Source organism: Streptomyces sp. NPDC029139 (assembly GCF_055564335.1).
In genome coordinates, this window is record NZ_JBVHWN010000009.1 from 235,377 (window position 1) to 260,324 (window position 24,948).

22 protein-coding genes and 1 riboswitch are annotated in these 24,948 nt (G+C 72.2%); of the genes, 8 read left to right on the plus strand and 14 right to left on the minus strand.

Annotated elements, in window-relative coordinates; translation table 11 throughout:
- Nucleotides 1–23 precede the first annotated feature (23 nt).
- Nucleotides 24–1,310 (minus strand): chymotrypsin family serine protease, encoded by a 1,287-nt coding sequence (locus tag ACZ4VW_RS21570; protein ID WP_467964710.1) that lies wholly within the window; start codon nucleotides 1,308–1,310, stop codon nucleotides 24–26.
- 1,176 nt (nucleotides 1,311–2,486) lie between these two features.
- Complete coding sequence (locus tag ACZ4VW_RS21575) at nucleotides 2,487–3,686, minus strand: MBL fold metallo-hydrolase (RefSeq protein ID WP_467964712.1); 1,200 nt, start codon at nucleotides 3,684–3,686, stop codon at nucleotides 2,487–2,489.
- Between the two features lie 151 nt (nucleotides 3,687–3,837).
- On the opposite strand from ACZ4VW_RS21575, the gene ACZ4VW_RS21580 reads away from it, so the two are divergent.
- Both ACZ4VW_RS21580 and ACZ4VW_RS21585 read left to right on the plus strand, forming a co-directional pair.
- Nucleotides 3,838–5,016 carry a Glu/Leu/Phe/Val dehydrogenase dimerization domain-containing protein gene (locus tag ACZ4VW_RS21580; protein ID WP_467964714.1) on the plus strand — a complete coding sequence of 393 codons (1,179 nt, stop codon included), beginning with the start codon at nucleotides 3,838–3,840 and terminating at the stop codon, nucleotides 5,014–5,016.
- 107 nt (nucleotides 5,017–5,123) lie between these two features.
- The gene (locus tag ACZ4VW_RS21585) at nucleotides 5,124–5,771 is read left to right on the plus strand and encodes a TetR/AcrR family transcriptional regulator (protein WP_467964715.1); all 648 of its coding nucleotides are present in this window, start codon (nucleotides 5,124–5,126) and stop codon (nucleotides 5,769–5,771) included.
- Between the two features lie 123 nt (nucleotides 5,772–5,894).
- On the opposite strand, the gene ACZ4VW_RS21590 is transcribed toward ACZ4VW_RS21585, so the two are convergent.
- From ACZ4VW_RS21590 to ACZ4VW_RS21600, 3 genes are all read right to left on the minus strand, one after another.
- Nucleotides 5,895–6,767, minus strand: coding sequence for an SIMPL domain-containing protein (locus tag ACZ4VW_RS21590; protein ID WP_467964717.1), 873 nt, complete (start codon nucleotides 6,765–6,767; stop codon nucleotides 5,895–5,897).
- A 127-nt stretch (nucleotides 6,768–6,894) separates the two neighbouring features.
- On the minus strand, nucleotides 6,895–7,923 hold the full coding sequence (locus ACZ4VW_RS21595; RefSeq protein WP_467964719.1) for a DUF6745 domain-containing protein: 1,029 nt from the start codon (nucleotides 7,921–7,923) through the stop codon (nucleotides 6,895–6,897).
- A gap of 11 nt (nucleotides 7,924–7,934) precedes the next feature.
- A complete protein-coding gene (locus tag ACZ4VW_RS21600) occupies nucleotides 7,935–8,261 on the minus strand; it encodes a hypothetical protein (protein WP_467964721.1) in 327 nt (108 codons plus the stop codon).
- Between the two features lie 176 nt (nucleotides 8,262–8,437).
- On the opposite strand from ACZ4VW_RS21600, the gene ACZ4VW_RS21605 reads away from it, so the two are divergent.
- The 5 genes from ACZ4VW_RS21605 to ACZ4VW_RS21625 are packed head-to-tail and all read left to right on the plus strand — an operon-like array spanning nucleotide 8,438 to nucleotide 13,702.
- Entirely contained in the window at nucleotides 8,438–9,397 is a 960-nt protein-coding gene (locus tag ACZ4VW_RS21605; RefSeq protein WP_467964723.1) for an STM4015 family protein, read from the plus strand.
- A complete protein-coding gene (locus tag ACZ4VW_RS21610) occupies nucleotides 9,394–10,602 on the plus strand; it encodes an STM4014 family protein (protein WP_467964725.1) in 1,209 nt (402 codons plus the stop codon). The genes ACZ4VW_RS21605 and ACZ4VW_RS21610 overlap by 4 nt, the downstream gene beginning before the upstream one ends.
- Before the next feature lie 20 nt (nucleotides 10,603–10,622).
- Nucleotides 10,623–11,444, plus strand: coding sequence for an STM4013/SEN3800 family hydrolase (locus ACZ4VW_RS21615; RefSeq protein WP_467964817.1), 822 nt, complete (start codon nucleotides 10,623–10,625; stop codon nucleotides 11,442–11,444).
- Nucleotides 11,441–12,799 carry an STM4012 family radical SAM protein gene (locus tag ACZ4VW_RS21620; RefSeq protein WP_467964727.1) on the plus strand — a complete coding sequence of 453 codons (1,359 nt, stop codon included), beginning with the start codon at nucleotides 11,441–11,443 and terminating at the stop codon, nucleotides 12,797–12,799. Before ACZ4VW_RS21615 ends, ACZ4VW_RS21620 begins: the two co-directional genes overlap by 4 nt.
- 12 nt (nucleotides 12,800–12,811) lie before the next feature.
- The gene (locus ACZ4VW_RS21625) at nucleotides 12,812–13,702 is read left to right on the plus strand and encodes an STM4011 family radical SAM protein (RefSeq protein WP_467964729.1); all 891 of its coding nucleotides are present in this window, start codon (nucleotides 12,812–12,814) and stop codon (nucleotides 13,700–13,702) included.
- Here the strand turns inward: ACZ4VW_RS21625 and ACZ4VW_RS21630 are convergent.
- Together ACZ4VW_RS21630 and ACZ4VW_RS21635 are read right to left on the minus strand one after the other, a co-directional pair.
- Nucleotides 13,689–14,483 carry an SGNH/GDSL hydrolase family protein gene (locus ACZ4VW_RS21630; protein ID WP_467964732.1) on the minus strand — a complete coding sequence of 265 codons (795 nt, stop codon included), beginning with the start codon at nucleotides 14,481–14,483 and terminating at the stop codon, nucleotides 13,689–13,691. The genes ACZ4VW_RS21625 and ACZ4VW_RS21630 overlap by 14 nt on opposite strands.
- 149 nt (nucleotides 14,484–14,632) lie before the next feature.
- Nucleotides 14,633–15,604 (minus strand): M23 family metallopeptidase, encoded by a 972-nt coding sequence (locus ACZ4VW_RS21635; RefSeq protein WP_467964734.1) that lies wholly within the window; start codon nucleotides 15,602–15,604, stop codon nucleotides 14,633–14,635.
- Nucleotides 15,605–15,608: 4 nt separating this feature from the next.
- Nucleotides 15,609–15,763: riboswitch (cyclic di-AMP (ydaO/yuaA leader) on the minus strand.
- A gap of 381 nt (nucleotides 15,764–16,144) precedes the next feature.
- Here ACZ4VW_RS21635 and ACZ4VW_RS21640 point away from each other — a divergent pair.
- Nucleotides 16,145–16,957: a tyrosine-protein phosphatase gene (locus tag ACZ4VW_RS21640; protein WP_467964736.1), complete on the plus strand. Its 813-nt coding sequence runs from the start codon at nucleotides 16,145–16,147 to the stop codon at nucleotides 16,955–16,957.
- A gap of 14 nt (nucleotides 16,958–16,971) precedes the next feature.
- On the opposite strand, the gene ACZ4VW_RS21645 is transcribed toward ACZ4VW_RS21640, so the two are convergent.
- The 7 genes from ACZ4VW_RS21645 to shc all read right to left on the minus strand — a co-directional run bounded on the left by ACZ4VW_RS21645 (nucleotide 16,972) and on the right by shc (nucleotide 24,890).
- Nucleotides 16,972–17,127 carry a DUF6126 family protein gene (locus tag ACZ4VW_RS21645; protein WP_467964738.1) on the minus strand — a complete coding sequence of 52 codons (156 nt, stop codon included), beginning with the start codon at nucleotides 17,125–17,127 and terminating at the stop codon, nucleotides 16,972–16,974.
- 20 nt (nucleotides 17,128–17,147) lie between these two features.
- The gene (locus ACZ4VW_RS21650; protein ID WP_467964740.1) at nucleotides 17,148–17,783 is read right to left on the minus strand and encodes an XRE family transcriptional regulator; all 636 of its coding nucleotides are present in this window, start codon (nucleotides 17,781–17,783) and stop codon (nucleotides 17,148–17,150) included.
- 68 nt (nucleotides 17,784–17,851) lie between these two features.
- Nucleotides 17,852–19,237 (minus strand): aspartate aminotransferase family protein, encoded by a 1,386-nt coding sequence (locus tag ACZ4VW_RS21655; protein ID WP_467964742.1) that lies wholly within the window; start codon nucleotides 19,235–19,237, stop codon nucleotides 17,852–17,854.
- Nucleotides 19,234–21,114, minus strand: coding sequence for a 1-deoxy-D-xylulose-5-phosphate synthase (dxs, locus tag ACZ4VW_RS21660; RefSeq protein ID WP_467964744.1), 1,881 nt, complete (start codon nucleotides 21,112–21,114; stop codon nucleotides 19,234–19,236). The genes ACZ4VW_RS21655 and dxs overlap by 4 nt, the downstream gene beginning before the upstream one ends.
- Before the next feature lie 80 nt (nucleotides 21,115–21,194).
- Nucleotides 21,195–22,217: an adenosyl-hopene transferase HpnH gene (gene hpnH, locus ACZ4VW_RS21665; RefSeq protein WP_467964746.1), complete on the minus strand. Its 1,023-nt coding sequence runs from the start codon at nucleotides 22,215–22,217 to the stop codon at nucleotides 21,195–21,197.
- A gap of 7 nt (nucleotides 22,218–22,224) precedes the next feature.
- Nucleotides 22,225–22,884, minus strand: a complete 660-nt coding sequence (locus ACZ4VW_RS21670) for a phosphorylase family protein (protein WP_467964748.1) — start codon at nucleotides 22,882–22,884, stop codon at nucleotides 22,225–22,227.
- Nucleotides 22,884–24,890 (minus strand): squalene--hopene cyclase, encoded by a 2,007-nt coding sequence (shc, locus tag ACZ4VW_RS21675; protein ID WP_467964750.1) that lies wholly within the window; start codon nucleotides 24,888–24,890, stop codon nucleotides 22,884–22,886. Before shc ends, ACZ4VW_RS21670 begins: the two co-directional genes overlap by 1 nt.
- Nucleotides 24,891–24,948 lie beyond the last annotated feature (58 nt).

Sequence of the window (24,948 nt, forward strand, 5' to 3'; positions counted from 1 at the left end):
CCGTACGGCGGCACGGCCGCGTATCAGCCGACTTCCAGCGACACGCCCCACGTGTTCAAAACGGTGCTGACCGGCACGTAGTTGACCCACCGCGAGCACTTGATGCCCGAGGCGTCGGGGGCCACGGAACCGCACGAGTAGGTCATGGGGCCCGTCGTGGTGTCCGCACTGATGAGGATCCCCCGGGCCTGCACGCCGCCGGTCACGTTCTTGAACATCGGGCCGCCGCTGTCGCCCTGGCCGCCCATGATCTGACCGGCCGGGGCCGCGACCTGAATGACGCCGACCCTCACCCCGTTCTCGTCCACGTAGACGTCGGAGTCGTCATAGACGGTGCCGCAGTGCTCGCCCGTGCTGGCACCCGAGGAGCACACCGGGTCGCCCGGCCAGTTGGAGTACCAGCCCTTCACCAGCGATGTGGAGGTGGAAGAGTGGCCACCACGGAAGATGCGCGGCGTGGTGGCGGGCGAGTCGGACGGGTCGATCAGCATCGAGTCGATGCTGTCGATCGTGGCGACGGACGCCCCGCCGGGGGCGATGGTCTGCCCGGCCCCGTCCCGCACGGCCAGGTTTCCGGAGCGGTCACAGTGGCTCGCGCTGAGCAGTTTTCCCGTGGACCCGGCCAGCACGGCGAATCCCGTGGAACACAGGCTGCCGCCGTGGACGGTGCGGATACCGCCCTTCCACGGCGGGGAGTCGTTGCCCCGGGAGAACAGGGCGTCGCCGGCGACCCTCTCGACGCCGAGCCTCAGCGCGACGTCCGGGATGCGGGCCGCGTTGCGCAGCTCGGGCATGGGGTCGACGGCGGCCCGGGTACGGGCGGCGACGCCCACCGTGACGCCACTGCCGTCGGCGTTCAGCTCGCTCCAGGTGACGCCGAGGCGGGCAGCGGCGGGGTGGTTGAGCAACCGCGTACGGGCGGCTTCGGCTTCTGCGCGGGAATACTTCGCACCGGTGCGGATCGTGACCGTGACGCCGTAGGGGCGGCTGTCGGCGTAGGCGGTGACGTCGACCGGGGGCGTGCCCTTCCACAGGACGGTGATCGCCCGGCCCGGGTAGTCGGTTTCCTGGCGGGCGAATCCGCGGGCCGCCCCCAACTCGTGGAGGCGTTCCGCGACGACGGGTATGACGTCGTCGGCCGGGGAGGTGGCATCGAGTCCGGCGGGAAGCGGTCCGGGCTTCACGGTCCAGGCGGAGCGGTCGATGGCCGTGTACGGGGCGACCGTTTCCTGCCTGGACTGCGAGGGCGTGGGGCCGTCGGGCTGAGGTGCGGCAGCGCCGGGGGTGATCCCCAGCACGAGCGTCAGCACGGTTGCTCCGAGGGCTAAGGATACGAGTCTACGTTTCACGTGTTCTCCCGGTCAGCACGGGCCGAGGAGAACGACGCCCCCCGGCGTGATCTGCGGCACGCTACATCGAATATGCGTTCACATCTGCCGGTTTTTTTCAGCCACCACCACGACTGGCCGGGCACATGGCTGACTGACCGTCAGCGGCGACGGGGGGGCTCCAACCCCCTTACAGATGCTGCTGGTTGATTCGAGCCTGGCCGCTTCGTCCCACCGTTACGCGGCGGGGCGAAGGGCGTAGGCGAGATCTGCCCAGGATGCAGGCCTGCACGGCTCGAGAGACGGCCCTTTCGTTTCCGGCACGAACGGCCCGTACGCATGCACGTGCTGAGGTTCAGGATTCGACACTGTCGACTGCTGGTCGCGGCCTCGCAGAGTGGGGGCTGGTGCCGTGGTCCTGGATCCGCAGCGCTGACTGGAATTACAGCGCTTCCATGGCCTGTTCCAGTCCGGAGCCATTGCCCTGACCGGAATCGCCAAGGGGCAGGAATGAACATGAACTGGCGGTTAGTCAGCACCCCCTGTCAACCGGCCCCCGGACCCGCCCCGCCTCCGCGCCGGCCGCCGAACGGACGGACGGTCATCAGGATCCATCGCGATGTGCAGGTCCACATCAGCCAGGCACTCCACAGGTTCGACAGCTTCACGTGTGGGCGGACTCCGGACACCATGGATGAAACCCACGCATCCGGTGTGCGGGCCAAACCGATATTGCTCCCCTCGCGGGAGAACGTTGCCGCCGAGTTCGGAGAAACCCACCAGGGCTGACGGCCCCACTCACCGGCATCCCTCCGGGGCTTTCCCCATCTTCCCCGCGCCGGATCTCTCCTCCGCCCCGCTGTGCGAACGTTGAATTCGACCTGCTCACGTCCTCGCTGCCGCCGAGGAGACTGAGAACCCCGCCGGCATAGCCATGATGATCGGCAGCTTCGCCTGCTGGCTCTGCTGCCCACGACGCGGGTTCGGACGACAACTGGAAGAGGTCTCTTCAGTGTCGGCGAGAACCTGAACTGCTGGGCATCTGCCGAACGCTCCCGGCGGGGCGCGCCGTCGGCGCACGCATCCGGCGGTCTCGCTCTTCGCTCGGAAGACGTGTCAGCAGGCGCACGAGCCCGCCGAGGCCATCCTCGCTCGGCGTCACCGATCACCCGCAAGGTCGAGATCGTGCCTGGGGGCCTCGGCGGGGGCCTGCGCCGGCTGAGGCCGGCGCCACGGGTGAGCGACCGGTTGGGACGCCCCGCGCCACCAGGCGCCGGAGGGCAACTTCCCCGCCGGCTCGAACGGCTCGCCAGGACGAGGGAACGCCACCGCCTGGCCGGCCTCCTCGGCCGTGTCCTTCGTCCATTCACCGGGCTCCGCCCACGCGTGCGGGGCCAGGTTGAAGGTGCCCCAGTGGATCGGCAGGAGCACTCCGTGCGGGCTGCCGCCCTGGAGGTCGAGGTGGGCGCGCATGCCCTCGGCGGGCGTCATGTGGATGTCGGGCCAGAACTCGCTGTACGCCCCGATCTGGATCATGGTCACGTCGAAGGGACCGTGCGCGGCGCCGATCTCGGCGAAGCCGGGGAAGTAGCCCGTGTCACCGCTGTGGTAGATCCGGTGGTCCGGGCCGGCGACGACCCAGGACGCCCAAAGGGTGTGCTGTGTGTTGCGCAGACCGCGGCCGCAGAAGTGGCGGGCGGGGGTCGCGGTGAGCCGCAGGTCACCGATCTCGGTGGACTCGTTCCAGTCCAGCTCGCGCAGGCGTGAGGCGGCCACGCCCCAGCGCTCCAGGTGCGCGCCGACGCCGAGCGGGACCGCGAAGACCGTGTCCGTGGCGGCCAGCGCCTTGATCGTGGGCAGATCGAGGTGGTCGTAGTGGTCGTGGGAGATCACGACGACGTCGACCGGGCCGAGCGCGGCGAGCGGCAGCGGCACGGGGTGCAGCCGCTTGGGGCCGGCGAAGGGGAAGGGCGAGCAGCGGTCGCCCCATACGGGGTCGAAGAGCACGCGGTGGCCGTCGATCTCCGCGAGGACGCTGGAGTGCCCCATCCAGGTGACGCGGAGGCTCGAGACCGGGGGCTTGGCGAGGTCGGCCACGGTGGTCGGGTGGACGGGGATCGTGCCGGTGGGGGCCCGGCGTGCCCGCGCCTCCTTCTGGAAGTAGATCTTGGCGAACTCGACGGTGGAGCCGGACGGCCGGGTCCGGGCGGACTGGGGGTTCCGGAAGACGCCGTCGGCGAAGTGCGGTGAGCGCCGGATGCGCGCCAGGCGCTCCCCGGCCGGGTCGGCGCCGAACGCCTCGGGCCGCAGGGCGCGCAGGCGAGCCCGCAGCGAGTGGTCGGAGCCGGTGCCGGTCACGGGGCCTCCTGAGGGTCGATGTCGTTCCATTATGGGCGGCCCGCCCCGCTCCCGGCGGGGCGATGGGTGATACTGAACCGCTGTTCAGTACCGCCTATCGCCGCGTCACGTTCGAGTCACACCGCGTCATGCCGAATCACGGAGTATCCCCATGAGCGCCGCACCCCTGCTGTCCGTCGACTGGACCGACCACGTGACCGGACGCCGCGGCCATCTGGTCGTCGACCGGCTGGTGCGCGGGGTGGCCAGCGGCGGGCTGCGGATGCGGGAGGGCTGCACCGCCGAGGAGGTCGCGGGCCTCGCCCGGGGCATGACCATGAAGGAGGCCCTGCACTACGACCCGAGCAGCCGGTACGTCCCGCTGGGCGGCGCCAAGGGCGGCATCGACTGCGACCCGCGCTCACCCGAGGCGTACGGCGTGCTGGTCCGCTACCTGCGGGCGATGCGGCCGTACATCGAGCGCTTCTGGACCACGGGCGAGGACCTGGGGCTGACGCAGGACCTGGTCGACCGGGCGGCGGCGGAGGCGGGGCTCGTCTCCTCCGTCCAGGCGGTGTACCCGCTCCTGGAGGACGAGGCGGAGGCCCGGAGGCGGCTCGCCGACGCCTTCGCGGTGGAGGTGGACGGGATCGGGCTGGACGAGCTCGTGGGGGGCTGCGGGGTCGCGGAGTCGGTCCTCGTGGCGCTGGACCGGGCGGGCAGGCCGTACGCCGGGACGCGGGTGGCGGTGCAGGGGCTCGGCACCATGGGCGGGGCCACCGCCCGTTTCCTCGACCGGGCCGGACTCACCGTGGTGGCGGTCGCCGACGTGAAGGGCACGATCGCCAACCCGGACGGCCTCGACGTCGAGGCCCTCCTCGCGGCGCGTGACGGGCACGGGGCCGTGGACCGCGCGGCGCTGCGGCCCGGGGACCGGGAGGAGGCCGGTGACGCCTGGCTGTCGGCGGACGCGGACGTCCTGGTTCCGGCGGCCGTCTCGTACGCGATCGACACCGGGGTCCAGGGGCGGATCCGGGCGCGGTGGGTCGTCGAGGCGGCGAACATGCCGGTCCTTCCGGCGGCCGAGGAGCTGCTCGCCGCCCGTGGGGTGGTCGTGCTCCCGGACGTCGTCGTCAATTCGGGCACCAACGCCTGGTGGTGGTGGACGCTCTTCGGCGACATCGGGGCGGACGCCGACGAGGCCTTCGCGCACATCCGGCGGGCCATGCGGTCCCTGGTGGGCCGGATGCTGGACCGGGCCGAAGCGGACGGAAGCACTCCGCGCGCGGCGGCGCACGCGCTCGTGGAGGAGCGGCTGCCGGAGATCGCCGAGCGGTACGGCTGGTACTGACCCGGCCGAAGCCGCCCGGGTCGGTCGCACGGCCGGCTCCCGGTACCTGGCACTCTGCCCCGTTTCGATGATCATGCTCTTGTCAGGCGCTGTGTACGCTGACCGCTGTGGCGAGAGTGCGGTTGAGCGTGGCGGAACGGCGGGAGGAACTGCTCCGGGCCGCCGTCGAACAGATCGAGGAACGAGGCGTGGCGGCCTTCAGGATCGCCGATGTGGCCTCCGTGCTCGGCGTCAGCAACGCGCTGGTGCTCTACCACTTCTCGACCAAGGAGAAGCTCGTCGCCGCCGCCTTCGCCTACGCCGCCGAGGCCGACCTCGCGCATCTGCGGCGCCTCATCGGGCGGCGGACCACGGCCCTGCGCCGGCTCCGCGCCGCCGTCCGCTGGTACGCCCCGACCGGGCAGGCCAAGGGCTGGCGGCTGTGGATCGAGGGCTGGGCGGCCTGCCTGCGGGAACCGGCGCTGCGCGAGGTGGCCGGGGCTCTCGACCAGCAGTGGAAGGCGGCGTTGACCCAGGTGATCGCCGAGGGGGCGGAGGCGGGTGAGTTCCCGTGCCCGGATCCGGCGGCGGCGGCCTGGCGGCTGACCGCCTTCCTGGACGGTCTGGCCGTGCAGATGACCGCGTACGCCGGGTCGCTCTCGCGGGCCGCCATGCTGGAGTGGGCGGACGCCGCGCTGGCCCGGGAGCTCGGCCTGCCGTCCCTGGACGGCGCCGGGTCGCGGGCCACCCGACCCGGGGACGCGACCGGAAAATAGCGCGGGTGCGGCGGCAGGGGGCACCGGGCGGGATCTGCCGGAACCGTCCCGGAACCCGGCACGCCCCGTCCTACCGAGTCCCGGACGCCTTGGGCTGTCGGGCCGTGGGTGGTGAGCCGTCGGTCAGAGCAGCTCGTACACCGCCGTGACCGTCACCTGCTCCTCGATCTCGCCGGGGGCCAGCGGGGCCGCCGGTGAGTCGGCCGGCATGCCGGGCGCCGTTCCGGGGCCGGGCCGTACGCTCTCGCCCTCGGTCAGCGACACGAGGCGGCCGAGCCGGTGCCCGCTGAGCCGCGCGTGCTGAGCCGCCGTGTCGTGCGCGTCCTTGTGGGCGATCTCGCGCGCCTCGGCACGCAGCGCGCTCGGGTCGGCGACGTCGAAGGAGACGCCGTTGACCCGGCCGGCGTCCCCCGTCGCGTCGGTCACCGCCCCGATGACCTGGCCCGCCCTGTCGACGTCCCGGACCTTCACGGAGAAGTACTGCGCGGCCTGATAACCCGTCACCTTGGCTTCCGGGTCGGCGGTCTGGGTGTAGACCGGCGAGAGGGACAGGCTGTGGGTACGGATGTCGCGGTCGGCGACGGACTGTTGCCGCAGCGCGGCGAGCAGCGCCTCCCCGGTGGTGCGCTGGGCGGCCACGGCCTCCTTGGCGGTCTTACGTGCCACCTCGACGCCGACCGAGAGGACCGCGAGGTCGGGCGCGGCGGCGGCCCGGCCGGTGCCGGTCACCGTGATCGTCGCCGGTGCCGTGGCGGTCGCGGCGGTGGGCATCGCGGCGGGCACGGTGGTGGCGGGCGCCACGGGGCCGGGGGTCAGTGCGAGGGCGGGCGCCGCGCCGCCCAGGGCCAAGGCCAGGGCCAGGGCGCCGAGCACCGCGCCCGCGGCGAGCGCCCGGCCGAGCGGCCGGACGCCTGGACGGATGCCTGGACGGACGAGGAGCGGAGAGCCGGCGGGTGGCGCCGGGAGAGGGCTGCTCGGGAGATGACTGGTCCTCACAGGCGGTCCCTTCGAGGGTCGTCGGGGCTTGGGGCGATGGCCCGGGCCGGAAAGCCGCCCGGCGTCGCGCACATCCCAGCACCCCACGGCCCCGCCTCCCGCGCGCCACTCCTGCCCCGTCACCCGCTCAGGTCTGGACGAGGGGTTCGTACACCTCCGCCGCGAGCCCGAACGTCCAGGCGACCCCCTCCCGAGCGGTCCGGGTCTCGGGTGGCACCCGCAGCCAGTACGTGCGGAACGTGCCGTCCGGTTCCGGGGTCGCGTTGACCACCTCGACCATGGCCACGTCCTCGTCGCCGGCCAGTTCGATCCGCCACAGCACTCCGGTGTCGTCCCGGTCCACCGGCCGGGCACCGGACTCGGACAGGTAACGGTCGTATCCGAAGGACTCCAGCATCACGCGCCGCAGTTCGGCGTTCTCCTCGGCGCGTATCCGCTCCGGGGTGAGTCCGTCGAGCTCGGCGAGGAATTCCGCCCGCACCGCCATTCCCCGCCAGGCGTACAACGCGAAACCGTCGCCGTAGGCGAGCGCCGGCCCGTCGCCCCGGTCCAGGCGCCCGGCCTCGTCCCGGTGCAGCTCGAGGGGGCGTTCGCACAGGACGACCACCTTCTCGTACGGCCACCACCAGCCCGCCTGCTCGGCGACCGCGGCGAGCCCGGCGAGGCGTTCCCCCCTGCCGTCGAAGGCGGCGAGCCACGCGGCGTCGTGCTGACCCAGGACGGCGTCGAGGAGTACCTGGCGCACCGCCGCGGCCTCACCGGGGGCCGGGGCGAGGTCGTCCACCACGGCGGCCCGTATCCGGTCGGCGAGCGCGCGCGTGGTGTCCCAGAGCCGTGCCCCGGTGCTCGACCACAGGGCTGTCCAGCCGCCGGGCCCCAGCTCGTCGTGGACCCGGCGCCGCTCCTCGGCCCACGGCCGGGTGCGGACCTCCTCGCGCACGGACCTTCCCGCGTCGGCCAGTTCGCGTACGGCCCTGACGGCCGCCCGGGGCGAGTCCGCCCAGACGATCCGCTCCGGCGCGGCGAGGCCGGCCGTGCGGTAGGCGAGCCGCACCCCTGCCTCCGCGGCCGGCCGGTCGGCCGCCCCCGTGGCGGCCGCCGCGGCCCGCCACCTGTCCACCGACGTCCCCACCACCGTCGTCGCTCTCCCGTTCATCTCTCCCCCTGTCAGTCCGCGACGATCCGGAACGCGCCCGGCGTGTACTCCCGCTGTCGCACCACTCGGTACCAGCCCTTCGGCAGCGGGATCGGCGCGTGCTCCTCGTGCACCACCCGTCCGCCCTCCGGCAGTTCGAGCAGCAGCGGGCCGAAGGGCCCTGGCTCGCGGACCAGCCGGCCCGGGCCGGGGATCGCGTGGGCGTGGCCGGTGACCTCGCCGAGCGCGAGGACCAGCCGGCCCCGGGCGTCCCGCGGCTCCCCCACCGCGCCCTTCACATGCGCGGGCACCGCACTCTCGGCGACGGGCACGACGAGCACGTCTCCCTGCCGGTACATGGCTCTCCCCTCCGTGGTGAACACGCCGTGTGTCGACCACCCGTTCGACGCTAGACGCAGCCACTGACAACGCCCCTCGACGCCCGTGGGCCGCCCCCGGCGCGCGGCGGTGTCGGTGCCGCTTGGTAGAACTGCTCGCGTCCGCCGATCTTCGCCGTCCGGTGTCTGGAGCTCTCATGACCATTTCGGGCCATCTGCAGGAACTGCACGGTCTGCCTGTGTTCGACTTCCCGGAGCCGGACTCCGCGGTCGAACTCCCGGACACCGGCGCCGTGGCCTGGCGTCTCTCCGGCTCGACGTACTGCGGCCCGGACGACGAGCAGTGGGGACAGATCTTCGAACGCTTCCTCGCGGCGGTCGACACCACGCGGGTCCGCGCGCTGATCGTCGGCGCCTGGGACGAGGCGTACGAGAACTCGTCCGCGGAGATCGTCGACGCTCTCGTCGCCGCCAGGGACCGGCTCCCGGCTCTGGAAGCCCTTTTCGTCGGTGACATGGACTTCGAGGACTGCGAGATCTCGTGGATCCAGCAGTCCGACGTGACACCTCTGCTCAGGGCCTTTCCCCGCCTGCTGGAATTCGGCGTGCGGGGAGGTTCGGAGCTGGCCTTCCCGGCGATCCGTCACTCCGCGCTGCGCACGCTCGTCGTGGAGTCCGGCGGCCTCGGTGCCGAGGTCGTGCGCGGCATCGCGGGCAGCGACCTGCCCGCGCTGGAGAGCCTGGACCTGTGGCTCGGCACGGACGAGTACGGGGGCGACTCCTCGGTCACCGACCTGGAGCCGATCCTCGCCGGCACCGGTCTTCCCGCCCTGCGCCACCTCGCGCTGCGCAACAGCGTGCTTCAGGACGAGATCGCCGCTGCCCTGGCGAGCGCCCCGGTGGTCGCCCGGCTCGAACGCCTCGACCTGTCGATGGGCACGCTCACCGACGAGGGGGCCGAGGCCCTGCTCACCGGCCAGCCCCTGACACATCTCTCGCACCTGGACCTCTCGCACCACTACCTCTCCGAGAAGATGAGCGAGCGGATCGTCGACGCCCTCACCCCGCACGGCGTGTCGGTCGACATCGACGACGCCCAGGTGGCGGAGGACGACGGCGACGGTGAGGTCTACCGGTACGTCGCGGTCGCCGAATGACGCCCTCCCCGCGCCTCGACCCGCCCCTCGCACGCCCACCCTCCGCGGACCCGTCCCCCGCGCACCCGCCCCTCGCACGCCCTCGCCTCGTCGTGGTCGGCAATCCGGGCAACCGCCGGGTCGCGTTCTTCCGTGACGCGGTGCGGGCCGCCGGGCTGCCCGAGGCGCGGGTCGTGCCGTGGCGGGACGTGCTGCGGGGCGGCGGGCGGTTCCTGCCGGGCGAGACGGTCCGTCTGGAGTCGCCGGGGGAGGACCCGGACGTGGACCGGCTGTTGCGCGGGACGGACGACCCGACGCGGGTCGAGGGGACGGGCCGCTGGTACGCGGCGTTCACGGCCGCCGCGGCGGAGCTCGCCCGGACCGTCGCCGCGGCGGGGGCGGTCCTCGTCGACGAGCCCGCCGAGCTCGCGGTGCTCTTCGACAAGCGCCTCGCGCACGGACGGCTGCGCGAGGCGGGGGTACCCGTGCCGGACTCGCCGACCTCCGGAGCGGAGGCGCCGCCCGTACGGGGCTGGGCCGACGTCCGTTCCCTGATGGCGGGCGCGGGGCTGCGCCGGGCCTTCGTGAAGCCGGCGCACGGCTCCTCGGCGTCCGGTGTGCTCGCGGTCGAGACCGCCGGCGCCGGCCGGGTGCAGGCCACCACCTCCGTGGAGCGTGCCCCGGACGGCCGCCTCTTCAACTCGCTGCGGGTCCGCCGCTACAGGACGGAGCGCGAGGTCGCGGCGATCGTGGACGCGCTCGCCCCCGACGGACTGCACATCGAGCGCTGGCTGCCGAAGGCGGCGCAGGCGGGCAGGGCCGCCGATCTGCGGGTGGTGGTGATCGACGGGCGGGCGACGCACGCCGTCGTCCGGACCAGCCGCTCCCCCATGACCAATCTCCATCTGGGCGGCAGCCGGGGCGACCTGGGTGCCGTGCGCGCGGCGGTCGCCGGAGCGGGCGGCCGGTGGGCGGACGCGCTCGAGGTGTGCGAGCGAGCCGCCGCCGCGTTCCCCGGCACGCGGTGCGTCGGCGTCGATCTGCTTCCCGCCGTCGGCTGGCGGCGCTTCGCCGTCGGTGAGGTCAACGCCTTCGGCGACCTCCTCCCCGGGCTCACCGGCCTGCCGGGCAGCGGCGCCGAGGGCCTGGACACCTACGCGGCGCAGGTCGCCGCCCTTGTCCGCACCACCGAAACGATCAGCACCACAGGAACGAGCACGCCGTGATCCCGCCGCCCTCACCCGACATGAACGACGTCGTCGGCAGTCACGACCTGCTGCTCGTCACCCTCGACACGCTCCGCCACGACGTGGCGGCCGAGCTCGCAGCGGCCGGTCGCATCCCGAACCTGGCCCGGCATCTCCCGGGCGGGGAATGGGAGCGCCGGCACGCCCCGGGGAGCTTCACCTACGCCTCCCACCAGGCGATCTTCGCGGGGTTCCTGCCGACGCCGGCAGCCCCCGGCCCGCACCCGCGGCTCTTCGCCGCCCGGTTCGCGGGCAGCGAGACCACGGCCGACGGCACGTTCGTCCACGACACCCCCGATCTCGTCTCCGCGCTCGCGAAGGAGGGTTACCGCACCGCGTGCGTCGGTGGTGTCGGATTCTTCAACGGCCAGGCCCCCCTCGGCTCGGTCCTGCCCGGCCTCTTCCAGGAGAGCCACTGGGAGCCGTCCTTCGGCGTCACCTCCCCCACCTCCTTCGAGTCGCAGGTGACGCGCGCCGAGGAGATCGTCGCCGCGCTCCCGCACGAGCAGCGCCTGTTCCTCTTCGTCAACGTCTCCGCGCTGCACCAGCCCAACTGGTTCCATCTGCCCGGCGCGACCCGCGAGGCCGGGGACAGCCGGGCCACGCACGCGGCGGCGCTGGAGTACGTGGACCGGCACATCGGCCGGCTCTTCGCCGCCATGAGCAGCCGGCGGAGCTGCTTCGCGATCGTCTGCTCCGACCACGGCACGGCGTACGGGGAGGACGGCTTCACCGGTCACCGGCTGGGCCACGAGGTCGTGTGGACCGTTCCGTACGCGCACTTCTTCCTGGCCGGCCCGGAGCGGGAGGCGTGCGCATGACCCCCGCGGCGGAAGGCCCGCGCACGACCGAGGTACCGCGCCCGTACCAGAGCTATGTCTACGCATACCCGCACAAGACGGCGTACCGGAAGCTGCCCTCCCCCGCGCCCGGTCTCGCGGCGCTGTGGGCGGACGAGCCGAAGGACGCCCTCTCGCTGTACGCGCACATACCGTTCTGCGAGGTCCGCTGCGGCTTCTGCAACCTCTTCACCCGGATCGGCGCCCCGGACGAGCTGACCACCCGCTATCTCGACGCGCTCGACCGTCAGGCGACCGCGGTGCGGGACGCTCTCGGCGACGCCGGGCCGGTCCGCTTCGCCACGGCGGCGTTCGGTGGCGGCACGCCCACCTTCCTCACCGCCGGCGAGCTGGCACGGCTCTGCGACATCGCGGAGAAGCGGATGGGCGCGGACCTGCGGGCCGTCCCCCTCTCCGTGGAGACCTCCCCGGCGACGGCGACGGCCGACCGGCTCGCGGTCCTGGCCGAGCGGGGAGCCACCCGGCTCAGCATCGGTGTGCAGAGCTTCGTCGAGGCCGAGGCCCGCGCCGCGGTGCGTCCCCAGCGCCGCGCCGATGTCGAGGCCGCCCTCGCCCGCATCCGCGACACCGGCGTCCCCGTCCTCAACATCGACCTGATCTACGGGATCGACGGCCAGACCGAGCGGACCTGGGCCCGCTCCCTCGACGCCGCGCTGGCCTGGGCGCCCGAGGAGCTCTATCTCTATCCCCTCTATGTCCGCCCGCTCACCGGCCTCGGCCGGCTCGCTTCCACCGCGGACCGGGAATGGGACGAGCAGCGGCTGCGTCTGTACCGCCACGGCCGGGACCATCTGCTCTCCCGGGGGTACGAGCAGGTGTCGATGCGGATGTTCCGGCGCGCCGACGCCCCGCCGCAGGGCGCGGACGACTATGCCTGCCAGACCGACGGGATGATCGGCCTGGGCTGCGGAGCCCGCTCGTACACCTCGGCCCTCCACTACTCCTTCGACTACGCCGTCGACATGAGGGAGATCCGCTCGATCATCGACACCTACACGGAGGCGGAGGACTTCACGCGGGCCCAGGTGGGCCGGTGGGTCGACGCGGACGAGGCCCGTCGCCGGCATCTGCTCCAGTCGCTCCTCCAGGCCCGGGGCATGGCCACGGCCGGTTACGAGGAACGGTTCGGGTCCTCTCCGTTCGCGGACTTCCCGGCCGAACTGGCCCGGTTCGAGTCGCTCGGCTGGCTGGACCCGACGGCCCCGGCCGGGCTGCTGCGGCTCTCCTCCGAGGGCCTGGCCCACTCGGACGCGCTCGGTCCCGCGCTGTTCTCCCCCGCCGTCCGGGCGGCGATGGCCGCCTACGAGCCGAAGTGACGGAGTGACGGCATGGACCTGACGATCCTCTACCGGGGCCCGCTCGCCTCCTGCGACTACGACTGTCCCTACTGCCCCTTCGCCAAGCGCCGCGACAGCCGTGAGCAGCTGCGCGCCGACCGGGCGGCGCTGGAGCGGTTCTCCGCCTGGGCGGCCGCGCAGACCGGCGACCGGCTGAGGATCCTGTTCACCCCGTGGGGCGAGGGCCTGGTCCGGTCCTGGTACCGGCGCGCCCTCGTCGAACTGTCACATCTCCCGCACATCGAGCGGGTGGCGATCCAGACCAATCTGAGCTGCCGCACCGACTGGCTGGCCGAGGCCGACCCTGCGTCCCTCGCCCTCTGGTGCACCTACCACCCGGGGCAGACTCCGTACGACCGCTTCCTCGGCAAGTGCCGTGAACTGGTGGATCGCGGCACCCGGTTCAGTGTGGGGATCGTCGGCCTGCCGGAGCACCGGGAGGACGCCCGGCGGCTGCGGGCGGACCTCCCGCCCCAGGTCTACCTCTGGGTGAACGCGGCCGAGGGGCACACGTACACCGACGAGGAGGCCGAGGGCTGGACGGCCCTCGACCCCCTCTTCCCCTACAGCCGCCGGCCGCACCGCTCGGGCGGGCTGCCCTGCCGCACCGGCGAGTCGGTGATCTCGGTGGACGGCGACGGCACGGTTCGCCGCTGCCACTTCGTCAAGGCCGAGCTGGGCCGCCTCTACGACGGTTCGTACCGCGCCGCCCTGCGCCCGCGCGCCTGCCCCCTCGCCGTCTGCGACTGCCACATCGGCTACGTGCACCTGGAGACGCTGCCGTTGTACGACGTGTTCGCCGGCGGCGTCCTGGAGCGCATCCCCGACCGGATCCCCGCACGGCTCCCCGAGGGGCTTCCCTTCGTGGTCAGAGAGGCATGAGGTCGGGGCGCTTCGCCGCCACGTGGTCGCCGGAGCTCTCTCCGCGCAGCCGGCGGCCGATCCACGGTACGAGGTACTCCCTGGCCCAGTAGATGTCGTCCCGGCGCACCTCCAGGGTGCCCCGGGGCGGCAGCGGCGGCCAGGGCTGGTCCGGGTCGGCCGGCACCGGAAGGCCGAGGACCTGGGCGGCGCGCAGCGCGACCCGGGTGTGCCCCTCGGGCGACAGGTGCAGCCGGTCGCCGTCCCAAGCCCGCCTGTCCTGCACGGACTTGAGCGACCACAGATCCAGGACCGGGCAGCCGTAGCGGTCCGCGATGGCCCGGACATGGGCCGTGTAGGTGGCGATCTTGCCGCGCAGATGGCGCAGCACGGGCACGTCCCGGGTGTCGAAGCCGGTCGTCACCATGACCGTGCCGACGGCGGAGGTCAGCTCGGCGACGGCGCGCTCGAAGCGCTCGGCCACGTCGTCGGGGTCACTGCCCGGGCGGATGATGTCGTTGCCCCCCGCGCAGAAGCTCACCAGGTCCGGGGCGAGTTCCTTCGCCCTCGGGACCTGCTCCTCCACGATCTGGTCGAGGAGGCGGCCGCGTACGGCCAGATTGGCGTAACGGAATGCGTCGTGCTCCGGCAGCTGGTCGGCGAGCAGGACCGCGAAGCGATCCGCCCAGCCGACGAACTTCCCGTCGGGCCCGGGGTCACCGACGCCCTCGGTGAAGCTGTCACCGATCGCCGCGTACGACCCGAACACGCCCATGTCTCTTGATCTCGAATCGTCTGCCACGGGAGCACATCTTTCCCTTACGCGTGTGACCTACGCGACCGTAAGGAGGGGTTGACGGCAGGTGAGATATGCCACCGGTCAAGATTCCGCCAAGCCGGAATACGCCGAGGCCCGGCACGCGCGTGCCGGGCCTCTCTGACGTGCGTGGATCAGACGCCGACGCCGTGCTGGCGCAGGTAGGCCAGCGGGTCGATGTCGGAGCCGTAGCTCGGACCGGTGCGCATCTCGAAGTGCAGGTGCGGACCGCTGGAGTTGCCGGTCGAGCCGGAGAGGCCGATCTGGTCGCCACCGCCGACGCTCTGGCCCGCCGAGACGGAGAGCGAGGAGAGGTGCGCGTACTGGGAGTACGTGCCGTCCGCGTGCTGGATGACGACCTCGTTGCCGTACGAGCCGCTCCAGCCGGCGGAGTGGACGGTGCCGGGGCCGACGGCCTTCACCGAGGTGCCGGAGGAGGCCATGAAGTCGACACCGGTGTGGTAGCCGGAGGACCACATGGAGCCGGAGGCACGGTACGGCGTGGAGACACCGCCGGAGACCGGCGCGACCCAGCCGGAGGACGCGGCCTGCGCCGGGGCGGCCTGGGCGGGCGCCGCCGCGCTGCGCTCGGTGGAGCGCGAGCTGCGCGACTCGGCCGCGGCGGAGGAGGACTTCTCCGCCTTGGGAGCGGCCTTCGGAGCGGCCTTGGGCTTGGCCTTGGGGGCGGCCTTCGGAGCGGCCTTGGGCGCGGGCGCCTTGGCCGTCGACTTGGCGCCGAGGGTGAGCTTCATGCCGGGGAGGATCAGCGAGGGGTTCTCGCCGATGATCTGCCGGTTGTCCTGGTAGAGCTTCTTCCAGCCGCCGGCCAGGTGGTGCTCGGCCGCGATCTTCGACAGGTAGTCGCCGGGGACGACGGAGTACGTCTTCGGCTTGGCGGCGGGAGCCGCCGGGGCGGCGGCCGGAGCCGCGGCGACGGCGGCGACGGCCTGCTCGGGCGTCACGGCCGGGGCGCCCTTGTCGGCGGCGTGGGCTCCGGTCGCACCGAGGAGCGGCAGGGCGACGACGGCGCCACCGGTGCCGGCGGCGACGAATCCGCGCGTGATCGGGTTGACCTTGGGACGGCGATGCTTACCCTTCGCGGGCATGGCGAATTCCTCTCCGTCGCCTGCGAGGTGAGCTGTCGGGTTCGGACTGGAGATGTCCGGCCGCTTCTCACGCGGCTTCACCCCGAGCCGTCCGGATCGACCGGTTCGGCGTACTTACCTGGGTCCCCCGCTCCTGCCATACGTGGGTGGGTGCGGATTCCGGACGGTGGCAGGATTCGGCGGTCCGACCGGATTGACGGTGACCGTAGACGAGCGGGGTCGGCACGAACAAGCCACCGTTTTTCTTTCGCATTCACGGCCCCGCAATTCGCCCGGAATTCCGGTCACCCTCCGTGGATGTCGGAACCCCGATCACCTTTTCCGGTAAGGGGATTGGCCGCAATGATCAGGCACGTTCCGTGACCTTTATGACGCTGCTCACGCGCCGGATCCCATCTCCCCTGCAATCAGGGCGCGTTATACCGAAGGAGTCAATTCGGACAGAACACCCATTCCCCTGCCCGGGGGTGTGCGGAGCCGACCTCAGCCGGGATGATTGCCCCAGGAACCGAATCGATCCGCCAACCTTCAGGAGCACTCGTGACGCAGCAGCTGCCGCAGGTCCCGTCGACCGAACCCGAGCTGGCCGGGGTCCGCAACTTCCGGGACGTGGGCGGCCTGCCGACCGTGGACGGCCGATCGGTGCGGTTCGGACGCCTCTTCCGCAGCGGCCACCTCGCGCACGCCACCGAGGAGGACGCCGCCTTCCTCTCCACCCTCGGGCTGCACACGATCTTCGACTTCCGCAACCTGGCCGACAGGAAGGTCGAGGGCATGGACGTCGAGCTCCCGGGTGTACGAAATGTGAACATACCGCTCAACGACCCGGCCGACGGCAAGGAGTTCTGGAAGCTCGTCAGCAGCGGCGATCTGGACCAGCTCCGCGCCGCCCTCGGCGACGGCAAGGCGGCGGACCGCATGTCCGATTCGTACCGGAAGATGATTGTCGAGCGCACGGCGGAACACAGCCGCGTCCTGCACGCGATGGCCGAGGACAGCGTCCCCGCGCTGATGCACTGCGCGGCCGGCAAGGACCGGGCGGGCCTGTCCATCGCCATCTCGCTGCTCGCGGTGGGCGTCGAGCGCGAGGCCGTCGAGGCCGACTACGTGAAGTCGAACGATCCGCACCGCCGCTACAAGGTGCGCCGCAGCTCCACCTCCGCGGACGCGATGTCGCCCGAGGTGATGGAGCTGCTCAGCCCGCTCTTCGACGCGCGCGTGGAGTACCTGCGGGCGGCGCTGGAGACGATGGAGCAGACCTGGGGCACGGTCGAGAACTACCTCTCGGACGGCCTGAAGCTCAGCCCCGAGACCCGGGAGCGCCTGCGCGAGCGGCTCGTCAGCGAGGCGTGACCGCGCCCCGTCCGCTACTGGTTCTGCCCGCCCAGCAGGAACAGCAGGTACAGGAACCCGGCGAAGAGGTGCCCCGCCACCAGGTACGCGAAGAGCCGGAGCACGAGCCCCTTGGGGAACTTGCCCCCGTCGCGCTCCTCACCGGTGATCGGTGCGGACTTCTCGGACATAACGGCCCCTTTCGGAGGGCTCAGCGCGGATGCGGGGCTCCGTCGCCGAGGCACAGCTCGGCGGCGGGGCTCTGCATCAGCGTGTGGACGAAGAGGAGCTCGGCCCCGCCGCGGCCGGCGGCCCCGATGCGGTGCGGGGTGAGCGAGTCGAAGTGCGCGCTGTCCCCCGGGTCGAGCACATGCACGGCGTCGCCGAGCGCGAGGCGCACCCGTCCTTCCAGGACGTGGAGCCACTCCTCCCCGGGATGGACGCGCACGATGTCGGACCGGGTGGCGTACGGCACGTGGACCCGGAGCGCCTGCAGGGCGCGCCCGGGGCCGCCCGCCTGGCGGTAGGTCCAGCCGTCGGCCTCGACGGGCTCGGACCGGCCCGCCCGCACGATCGGATCCCGCTCGGGCGGAGCCTCGCCGAGAAGCTCGGAGACCGTCGTACCGTAGATACGGGCCAGGGCGAGCAACATGGGGAGCGAGGGCTGCCGACGGCCCGTCTCGAGCCGGGAGAGGTGCGCCGGGGAGAGACCGGCCCGCTGGGCGGCGGCCTCCAGGGTCAGCCCGCGGCGACGGCGCAGCGCGCGCAGTCGGGGCGCGACGTCCGGCACGTCGCCCGGCACGTCGCCCGGCGCGTCGGGAGCATCGGCAGCGGGGAGGATCTCCATGCACCCATTTCGCCAGGATCTTTCCTCTGAGGCAAGTTTGTTGCCTCAGAGGCAAAAGAGCTCCGCCGTCACCGCTGCGCCACCGCCTGCTTGACTAGCGTTTTCCCGAAGTCCCACATGAGTCCGCCGCCGCCATGGGCATCGTCCATCACGGCCGTGAACGCGGCCATGAAGCGGTCCACGTCCGCCTCGTCGATGATCAGCGGCGGAATCAGCTTGATCACCTCGAGATGGTCCCCCGACACCTGGGTGAGGATCCGGTGCCGCTGCAGCAGCGGCACGACGACCATCTGGGCGAAGAGTCCCTTGCGGGCGGCCTGCAGCATCGTCCACCGGCTCCGCAGACCGAGCGAGGACGGCCGCCCGAATTCGATGCCGATCATCAGTCCGCGCCCGCGGATCTCCTTCAGCAGTTCGTAGCGCGGGACGAGCTCCTTCAGGCGCGCGGCCAGCAGCCCGCCCACCCGGCGCACGTGCGCCACCGTTCCCTCGCTCTCCATGACCGAGAGCACGGCGAGACCGGCGGCCATGGCCTGCGCGTTCGAGCCGAAGCTGGCCGAGTGGACGAGGACCCGGTCCATGGACGAGTAGACCTTCTTGAAGATCCAGTCCTTGCCGAGCGTCGCCCCGACCGGCACGTAGCCGCCCGAGAGCGCCTTCGCGACGCACACCAGGTCGGGCTCGACGCCGTCCTCGTGCTGGTACGCGTAGAAGTCCCCGGTCCGGCCGAGCCCGGTCTGCACCTCGTCGGCGATCAGCAGCGCCCCGCGTGCGTGCAGCAGCTCCTGGGCCGCGCGCAGGAAGCCGGGCGGCGCCTCGTGCACGCCCTTGCCCTGGATGGGCTCGACGACGAACGCGGCCACGTCCCCCTTGCGCAGCTCCCGGTCCAGGGCGTCCAGGTCCCCCAGCTCGATCGCGGTGTCGGGCAGCAGCGGGGCGAAGCCGTCCCGGAAGCCGTTCTCCCCGTTGACCGAGAGGGAGCCGGTGGTCAGGCCGTGGAAGGCGTGGGAGCAGTACAGGACCCTGGGCATGCCGGTGGCGTAGCGGGCGAACTTCAGCGCGGTCTCCACCGCTTCCGTCCCGCTGTTGCCGAAGAAGACCCGGTCGAGGTGCGGGCTGCGGGCCAGGAGCTTCTCGGCCAGCAGCCCGGGCAGGGGCTGGCAGTCGAACCGGGTGAGGTCGGCGAGGGAGGCGTCCAGGACGTCGTGGAGGGCCTTGCGGACCACGGGGTGGTGCCGGCCGAGGCCCATGACCCCGAAGCCGGCGAGCATGTCGAGGTGGTCCCCGCCCTCGGCGTCCCAGAAGTGGGCGCCCTCGGCCCGCTCGTAGACCTTGTCGAAGCCGATCGTGTGCAGCATGCGCGGGAGCTGGTGGTTGAGGTAGCGGGTGTGCAGCTCGTAGCGCTCGGCGCCGCGTTCGGCGAGCAGCGCCGCGAGGTCGAACTCCTTGGTCATCGCCCCTTCTTCCGGGTCAGTGCCGCGCTGATGTCTCCGGCGATCTCCACCGGGGTGAGGCCCAGATCGGCGAGCACCTCGCCGCGCTTGGCGTGCGCGAGGAACTGCTCGGGGATCCCGTACGTCCGCAGGGGCACGTCGACCCCCGCGTCCCGCAGTGCCTGGCCGACGGCCGCGCCGACCCCGCCCGTACGGCTGTTGTCCTCGACGACCGCGACGAGGCGGTGCCGCTCCGCGAGGGGGGCGAGCGCCTCGTCGACGGGCTTGACCCAGCGGGGGTCCACGACGGTGCACGTGATGCCGCGCCCGGCCAGCAGGTCGGCCGCCCGCAGGCAGACGTCGGCCATCACGCCGACGGCGACCAGCAGCACCTCCGCGTCCGGCGGTGAGGCCCGCAGGACGTCCATGGAACCGATCCGCCCGACGGCCGGTACGGGAGGACCCACCGTCTCCTTGGGGAACCGCAGCACGGTCGGGGCGTCGTCGACCGCGACGGCCTCGCGCAGCTGGGTCCGCAGCTGCTCGGCGTCGCGCGGGGCGGCGAGCCGCAGGCCGGGGACGACCTGGAGGACCGACATGTCCCACACCCCGTTGTGGGAGGCGCCGTCGGTGCCCGTGACGCCGGCCCGGTCCAGGACGAAGGTGACACCGCACTTGTGCAGGGCCACGTCCATGAGCAGCTGGTCGAAGGCGCGGTTCAGGAAGGTCGCGTAGACGGCGACGACCGGATGGAGCCCGCCGGCCGCCAGGCCGGCGGCCGAGACGACGGCGTGCTGCTCGGCGATCCCGACGTCCCAGACGCGGTCGGGGAAGCGCTCGGCGAACGCCGTCAGGCCGACGGGGTGCAGCATGGCGGCGGTGATCGCGACGACCTCCGGGCGCTCGGCCCCGATCTCCGCGATCGCGTCACCGAAGACGGAGGTCCACGAGGGGCCGCCGGGCGGGGTCAGCGGCTCGCAGGTACGGGGATCCATGGCACCGACGGCGTGAAAGCGGTCGGCCTCGTCCTCCAGGGCCGGGCGGTAGCCGCGGCCCTTCTCGGTGAGACAGTGGACGAGCACCGGACCGCCGAAGCGCTTGGCCCGCGTCAGGGCGGACTCCAGGGCCCCGATGTCGTGGCCGTCGATCGGGCCGACGTACTTCAGGCCGAGGTCCTCGAACATGCCCTGCGGGGCGATGAACTCCTTGAGGCCCTTCTTCGCGCCGTGCAGCGACCCGTACAACGGCTGCCCGATGACCGGAGTGTGCTGGACGACGTCCTTCCCCCAGGCGAGGAAGCGCTCGTAGCCGTCGGTGGTACGGAGGGTGGCCAGGTGGTCGGCGAGCCCGCCGATCGTGGGGGCGTAGGAGCGCTCGTTGTCGTTGACGACGATGACCAGCGGGCGGTCCTTGGCGGCGGCGATGTTGTTCAGCGCCTCCCAGGCCATGCCGCCCGTGAGGGCTCCGTCGCCGATGACGGCGACGACGTGGTCGTCCTTCTTCAGGACCTCGTTGGCCTTGGCCAGGCCGTCGGCCCAGCCGAGGACGGTCGAGGCGTGCGAGTTCTCGATGACGTCGTGCTCCGACTCCTCGCGGGAGGGGTAGCCGGAGAGCCCGCCCTTGCTGCGCAGTTTGGAGAAGTCCTGGCGTCCGGTGAGGAGTTTGTGGACGTAGCTCTGGTGCCCGGTGTCCCACAGGACGCGGTCCGCGGGCGAGTCGAAGACGCGGTGCAGGGCGATGGTCAGCTCGACCACGCCGAGGTTGGGCCCGAGATGGCCACCGGTCCGCGCGACCGCGTGGATCAGGAACCGCCTGATCTCCTCGGCCAGTTCACCGAGCTCGGTGTCGTTCAGCGGCCGGAGGTCGTGCGGCCCCCGGATGTTCTCCAGAATCGTCATGCTCGGCCCCCTTCGGCCCGTCGACCCGGCGTCCGGCTGCGCGCCCGGGGGCCCTGGACGGGGCCCCCGGGCGCCTCCGCTCACCCCCGGTTGCCTGAGACCGTCTCGCGGGCGGCCCGCAGCGACTCCTTGAGGGAGCCCATGGTGGCGAGGACGGCGGTGGGCTCGTACCCGCAGTGCGCCATGCAGTTGGCGCAGCGCGGGTCCTTCCCGCGGCCGTACTTGTCCCAGTCGGTCTCCTCGATCAGCTCCCGGTACGTGGGTACGTAGCCGTCGCTCATCAGGTAGCAGGGACGCTGCCAGCCGAACAGCGAGTAGTTCGGGATCGCCCACGCGGTGCACGGGAAGTCCGCCTTGCCCTCCAGGAAGTCCAGGAAGAGCGGCGAGTGGTTCAGCCGCCACCGGGCGCGGTTGCCGCCGGCGAAGGCCTTCTTGAACAGCTCCCGGGTCTGCTCGACGCCGAGGAAGTGCTCCTGGTCGGGTGCCTTCTCGTAGGCGTACGCGGGCGAGATCATCATCTCGTCGACCTGGAGGTCGTCGTTGAGATAGTTGAGCACCTCGATGATGGTCTGCGGGGTGTCGGTGTTGAAGAAGGTCGAGTTGGTGGTGACGCGGAAGCCGCGCCGCTTCGCCTCCTTGATCGCCGCCACCGCCTCGTCGAACACTCCCTCCTTGGCGACGGATTCGTCGTGCCGCTCACGCAGCCCGTCGATGTGCACCGCGAAGGCGAAGTACCGGGACGGGGTGAAGTTCTCCAGCTTCTTGCGCATCAGCAGCGCGTTGGTGCAGAGGAAGACGTACTTCTTCTTCGCCACCAACTGGCGCACGATCTCGTCGATCTGGGGATGCATCAGGGGCTCGCCGCCCGCGATGGAGACCATCGGCGCCCCGGACTCCAGGACGGCGCCGACCGCCTGGGCGACCGGCATCCGCTGCTTGAGGACACCCGCCGGGTGCTGGATCTTCCCGCAGCCCTCGCACTTGAGGTTGCAGGCGAACAGCGGCTCGAGTTCGACGATCAGAGGGAACTTGTCCCGCTTGCGGAGCTTCTGTTCGATGAGATAGGTCCCGACCCGGATGGACTGACGGAGCGGCATGGCCATAACTCGCTCACCTCCTGGGGAGCAGCAAAGAACGGTGCCATTCGAAGAATGCGGGAAGGACGGCACGAAGAACACGGAAAGCCGATATTCCACCGCGTACCGTGCCGATCCGGACCAGTTCATGTTCTGGAGCGTCCACGACCACCCGTACGGCCGCAACAGGGCGGGGGCCGGCGTCCAGCGCCGTGCGGAGCGTGGCGGCGGACTCCATGTCCACCGCGATGGCGCCGGTGGCCCGCAGATCGGTGCGCTCGTGGCCGCGCACGATGTGGCCGGAGCCCGTCAGCGGGCCGGTGTGGACGGTCCTGCCGGGCACGGCCCGGGTCAGCGCCTTCACCAGCAGGTCGGACCCGGTGCAGGGGGTGGTGCCGGCGGGCCCCCGGGTCTCGTCGGCGACGATCAGGTCCCCGGGGTGCATGCCGGGAGCGAGGCCGGCGCAGAAGCCCGAGGCGATGACGACGGCGTCCCGCCAGGGCTCCCGGCCGAGTGTCCGGGCGACGGCCCGGCGGGCGCGGTCCGGGCCCATGCCCGTGCGCACCACGGTGAACGGACCGGACGCGCCGCCCCGTTCACCGCTGCGCAGGGCGAGCTGCTCGATGCCGAGGGCGCACGCGATCAGCAGCGGCGCCGCACCGCCGGACGAGGAGCCCGGCTCCTGGCCGCCCATCACCGTTCCCTGGAGACGGCCGGCTCGCCGTTCACATAGCGCCCGAGCGCCGTGAGCGGGAACACCTGCCGGTAGAGGTGGTAGTTGATGGAGAAGTCCCAGGGGAATCCGGTGCCCGTGAAGTACGGCTCGTCCCAGGAGCCGTCAGGGCGCTGCGTCTCGGCGAGCCAGGCGACGCCCCGCCGCACCGCCTTGGACTCGCGGCCGCCCGCGGCGAGCAGCGCGAGCAGCGCCCAGGCCGTCTGGGAGGCGGTCGAGACTCCGTGCCCGATCCATGCCTGTTCCTTGTACGAGCGCAGGTCCTCGCCCCAGCCGCCGTCCTCGTTCTGCACGGACTCCAGCCAGGCGACGGCGCGCCGGATCGCGGGGTGGGAACGGGGCAGCCCGGCCGCGGTGAGCGCGGGAACCACGGAGCCCGTCCCGTACACGTAGTTGACGCCCCAGCGTCCGAACCAGGCGCCGTTCGGCTCCTGTTCGGCGAGCAACCACTCGATTCCCCTGCGGGTGCGGGGGTCGTCGGTCTTGCCCTCGAAGGCCAGCATCTCCACCACATGGGCGGTGACGTCGGCCGAGGGCGGGTCGATGACCTCGCCGAAGTCGCAGAACGGCAGGCGGTTGGGGAACGGGCTGGTGTTGTCCGCGTCGAAGGCGCCCCAGGCACCGTTCTTCGACTGCATGCCGAGGGTCCAGCGGGCACCGCGCGCGATGGCGGTCTCGACCGTCTCGGGGTCGGGGTGCTTCACGCGGCGCAGCGCCAGGATGACCTCGGCGGTGTCGTCGATGTCGGGGTAGTTGTCGTTGTGGAACTCGAACGCCCAGCCGCCGGGCGGGAGTCCGGGCCGGCGCACGGCCCAGTCGCCGGGCCTGACGATCTCCTCGCCGAGCATCCAGTCGGCGGCCTTCACCAGCGCCGGATGGTCGGACGGCAGACCGGCGTCGGCGAGGGCGATGGTCGCCAGGCAGGTGTCCCAGACGGGCGACTGGCAGGCCTCGATCATGCGCGCGCCGTCCTCGCGCCACACCGCGAAGCGGTCGAGGGACTCGAGCCCGGCCCGCATGACCGGGTGCCTCAGGTCGTAACCGAGCAGGTGCAGGGCGATCACGGAGTAGACGGCGGGGGGCTGGATGCCGCCCCAGCAGCCGTCGTTCTCCTGGCGTTCGACGATCCAGCGGGCGGCGACGTTCATGGCCGCCTCGCGCAGCCGGCGGGGGGCGATCCTGTGGTACAGGTGCATGGCCTTGTCGAGCCGCTGGAAGGCGCCGTCCCAACTCAGCACCGGGGCAAGGGGCTTGCCGGGGTTCGGCCGGGACGGATCGGTGTGCAGCTCGTCCAGCTCGAAGGGCGCGGGCCGCACCGGCCGCTTGGCGGAGACCACGGTGAGCGGCACGATGGTCTGCCGGGCCCAGCAGCCGAAGTCGTAGATGTTGAGCGGGAACCACTTCGGCAGGAGGATCAGCTCGGGCGGCAGCTCGGGCAGGTCGTCCCATTTCCACCAGCCGAAGAGGGCGAGCCAGATCCGGGTGAAGACGCGGGCGGCGGCGATCCCGCCGCGCTCCCGGATCCAGGCGGCGGCGCGGGCCATGTGCGGGTCCTCGGGCCGGTCTCCGGCGAGGCGCAGGGCGACGTACGCCTCGATGGTGGTGGACAGTTCGCCGGGGCCGCCGTAGAAGGTGGCCCAGGTGCCGTCCTCGCGTTGCTCGCCCCGGATGTGGAGGGCGGCGGCGCGCAGCGTGTCGTCGTCCTGGATGTCGAGGAACTCCCGCAGGAGGAGGTCCTCCGCGTCCATGGTGACGTTGGTCTCCAGGTCGCCCTTCCACCAGCCTTCGGCGTCCTGGCGGCCGAGCAGATGCTCGACGGATCGTGCGGCTGCGCGGGACGCGACCTCGTCGAGGCCGGCCGCCGCGGGCGCCGCGGCAGTGATGTCGGTGGTGGTGTCGGTGGTGTCGCTGGCCGCGGCCGTCCGGGGTCCCACGGCCCCGGCGCTTCCGTCGGTCGTCGCTGTCATGGCTTCCCCTTCGTGCAGGCGGTGTACTGTCGCGTACTTTCTGCTTCACTCGGGTCTG

Coding starts and splice junctions, on each gene's coding strand:
- ACZ4VW_RS21580 (WP_467964714.1), top strand. CDS start 3,838: ATGAGCGCCGCACCCCTGCTGTCCGTCGACTGGACCGACCACGTGACC.
- ACZ4VW_RS21595 (WP_467964719.1), bottom strand. CDS start 7,923: ATGAACGGGAGAGCGACGACGGTGGTGGGGACGTCGGTGGACAGGTGG.
- ACZ4VW_RS21600 (WP_467964721.1), bottom strand. CDS start 8,261: ATGTACCGGCAGGGAGACGTGCTCGTCGTGCCCGTCGCCGAGAGTGCG.
- ACZ4VW_RS21605 (WP_467964723.1), top strand. CDS start 8,438: ATGACCATTTCGGGCCATCTGCAGGAACTGCACGGTCTGCCTGTGTTC.
- ACZ4VW_RS21610 (WP_467964725.1), top strand. CDS start 9,394: ATGACGCCCTCCCCGCGCCTCGACCCGCCCCTCGCACGCCCACCCTCC.
- ACZ4VW_RS21615 (WP_467964817.1), top strand. CDS start 10,623: ATGAACGACGTCGTCGGCAGTCACGACCTGCTGCTCGTCACCCTCGAC.
- ACZ4VW_RS21620 (WP_467964727.1), top strand. CDS start 11,441: ATGACCCCCGCGGCGGAAGGCCCGCGCACGACCGAGGTACCGCGCCCG.
- ACZ4VW_RS21625 (WP_467964729.1), top strand. CDS start 12,812: ATGGACCTGACGATCCTCTACCGGGGCCCGCTCGCCTCCTGCGACTAC.
- ACZ4VW_RS21635 (WP_467964734.1), bottom strand. CDS start 15,604: ATGCCCGCGAAGGGTAAGCATCGCCGTCCCAAGGTCAACCCGATCACG.
- ACZ4VW_RS21645 (WP_467964738.1), bottom strand. CDS start 17,127: ATGTCCGAGAAGTCCGCACCGATCACCGGTGAGGAGCGCGACGGGGGC.
- ACZ4VW_RS21650 (WP_467964740.1), bottom strand. CDS start 17,783: ATGGAGATCCTCCCCGCTGCCGATGCTCCCGACGCGCCGGGCGACGTG.
- ACZ4VW_RS21655 (WP_467964742.1), bottom strand. CDS start 19,237: ATGACCAAGGAGTTCGACCTCGCGGCGCTGCTCGCCGAACGCGGCGCC.
- dxs (WP_467964744.1), bottom strand. CDS start 21,114: ATGACGATTCTGGAGAACATCCGGGGGCCGCACGACCTCCGGCCGCTG.
- hpnH (WP_467964746.1), bottom strand. CDS start 22,217: ATGGCCATGCCGCTCCGTCAGTCCATCCGGGTCGGGACCTATCTCATC.
- ACZ4VW_RS21670 (WP_467964748.1), bottom strand. CDS start 22,884: ATGGGCGGCCAGGAGCCGGGCTCCTCGTCCGGCGGTGCGGCGCCGCTG.
- shc (WP_467964750.1), bottom strand. CDS start 24,890: ATGACAGCGACGACCGACGGAAGCGCCGGGGCCGTGGGACCCCGGACG.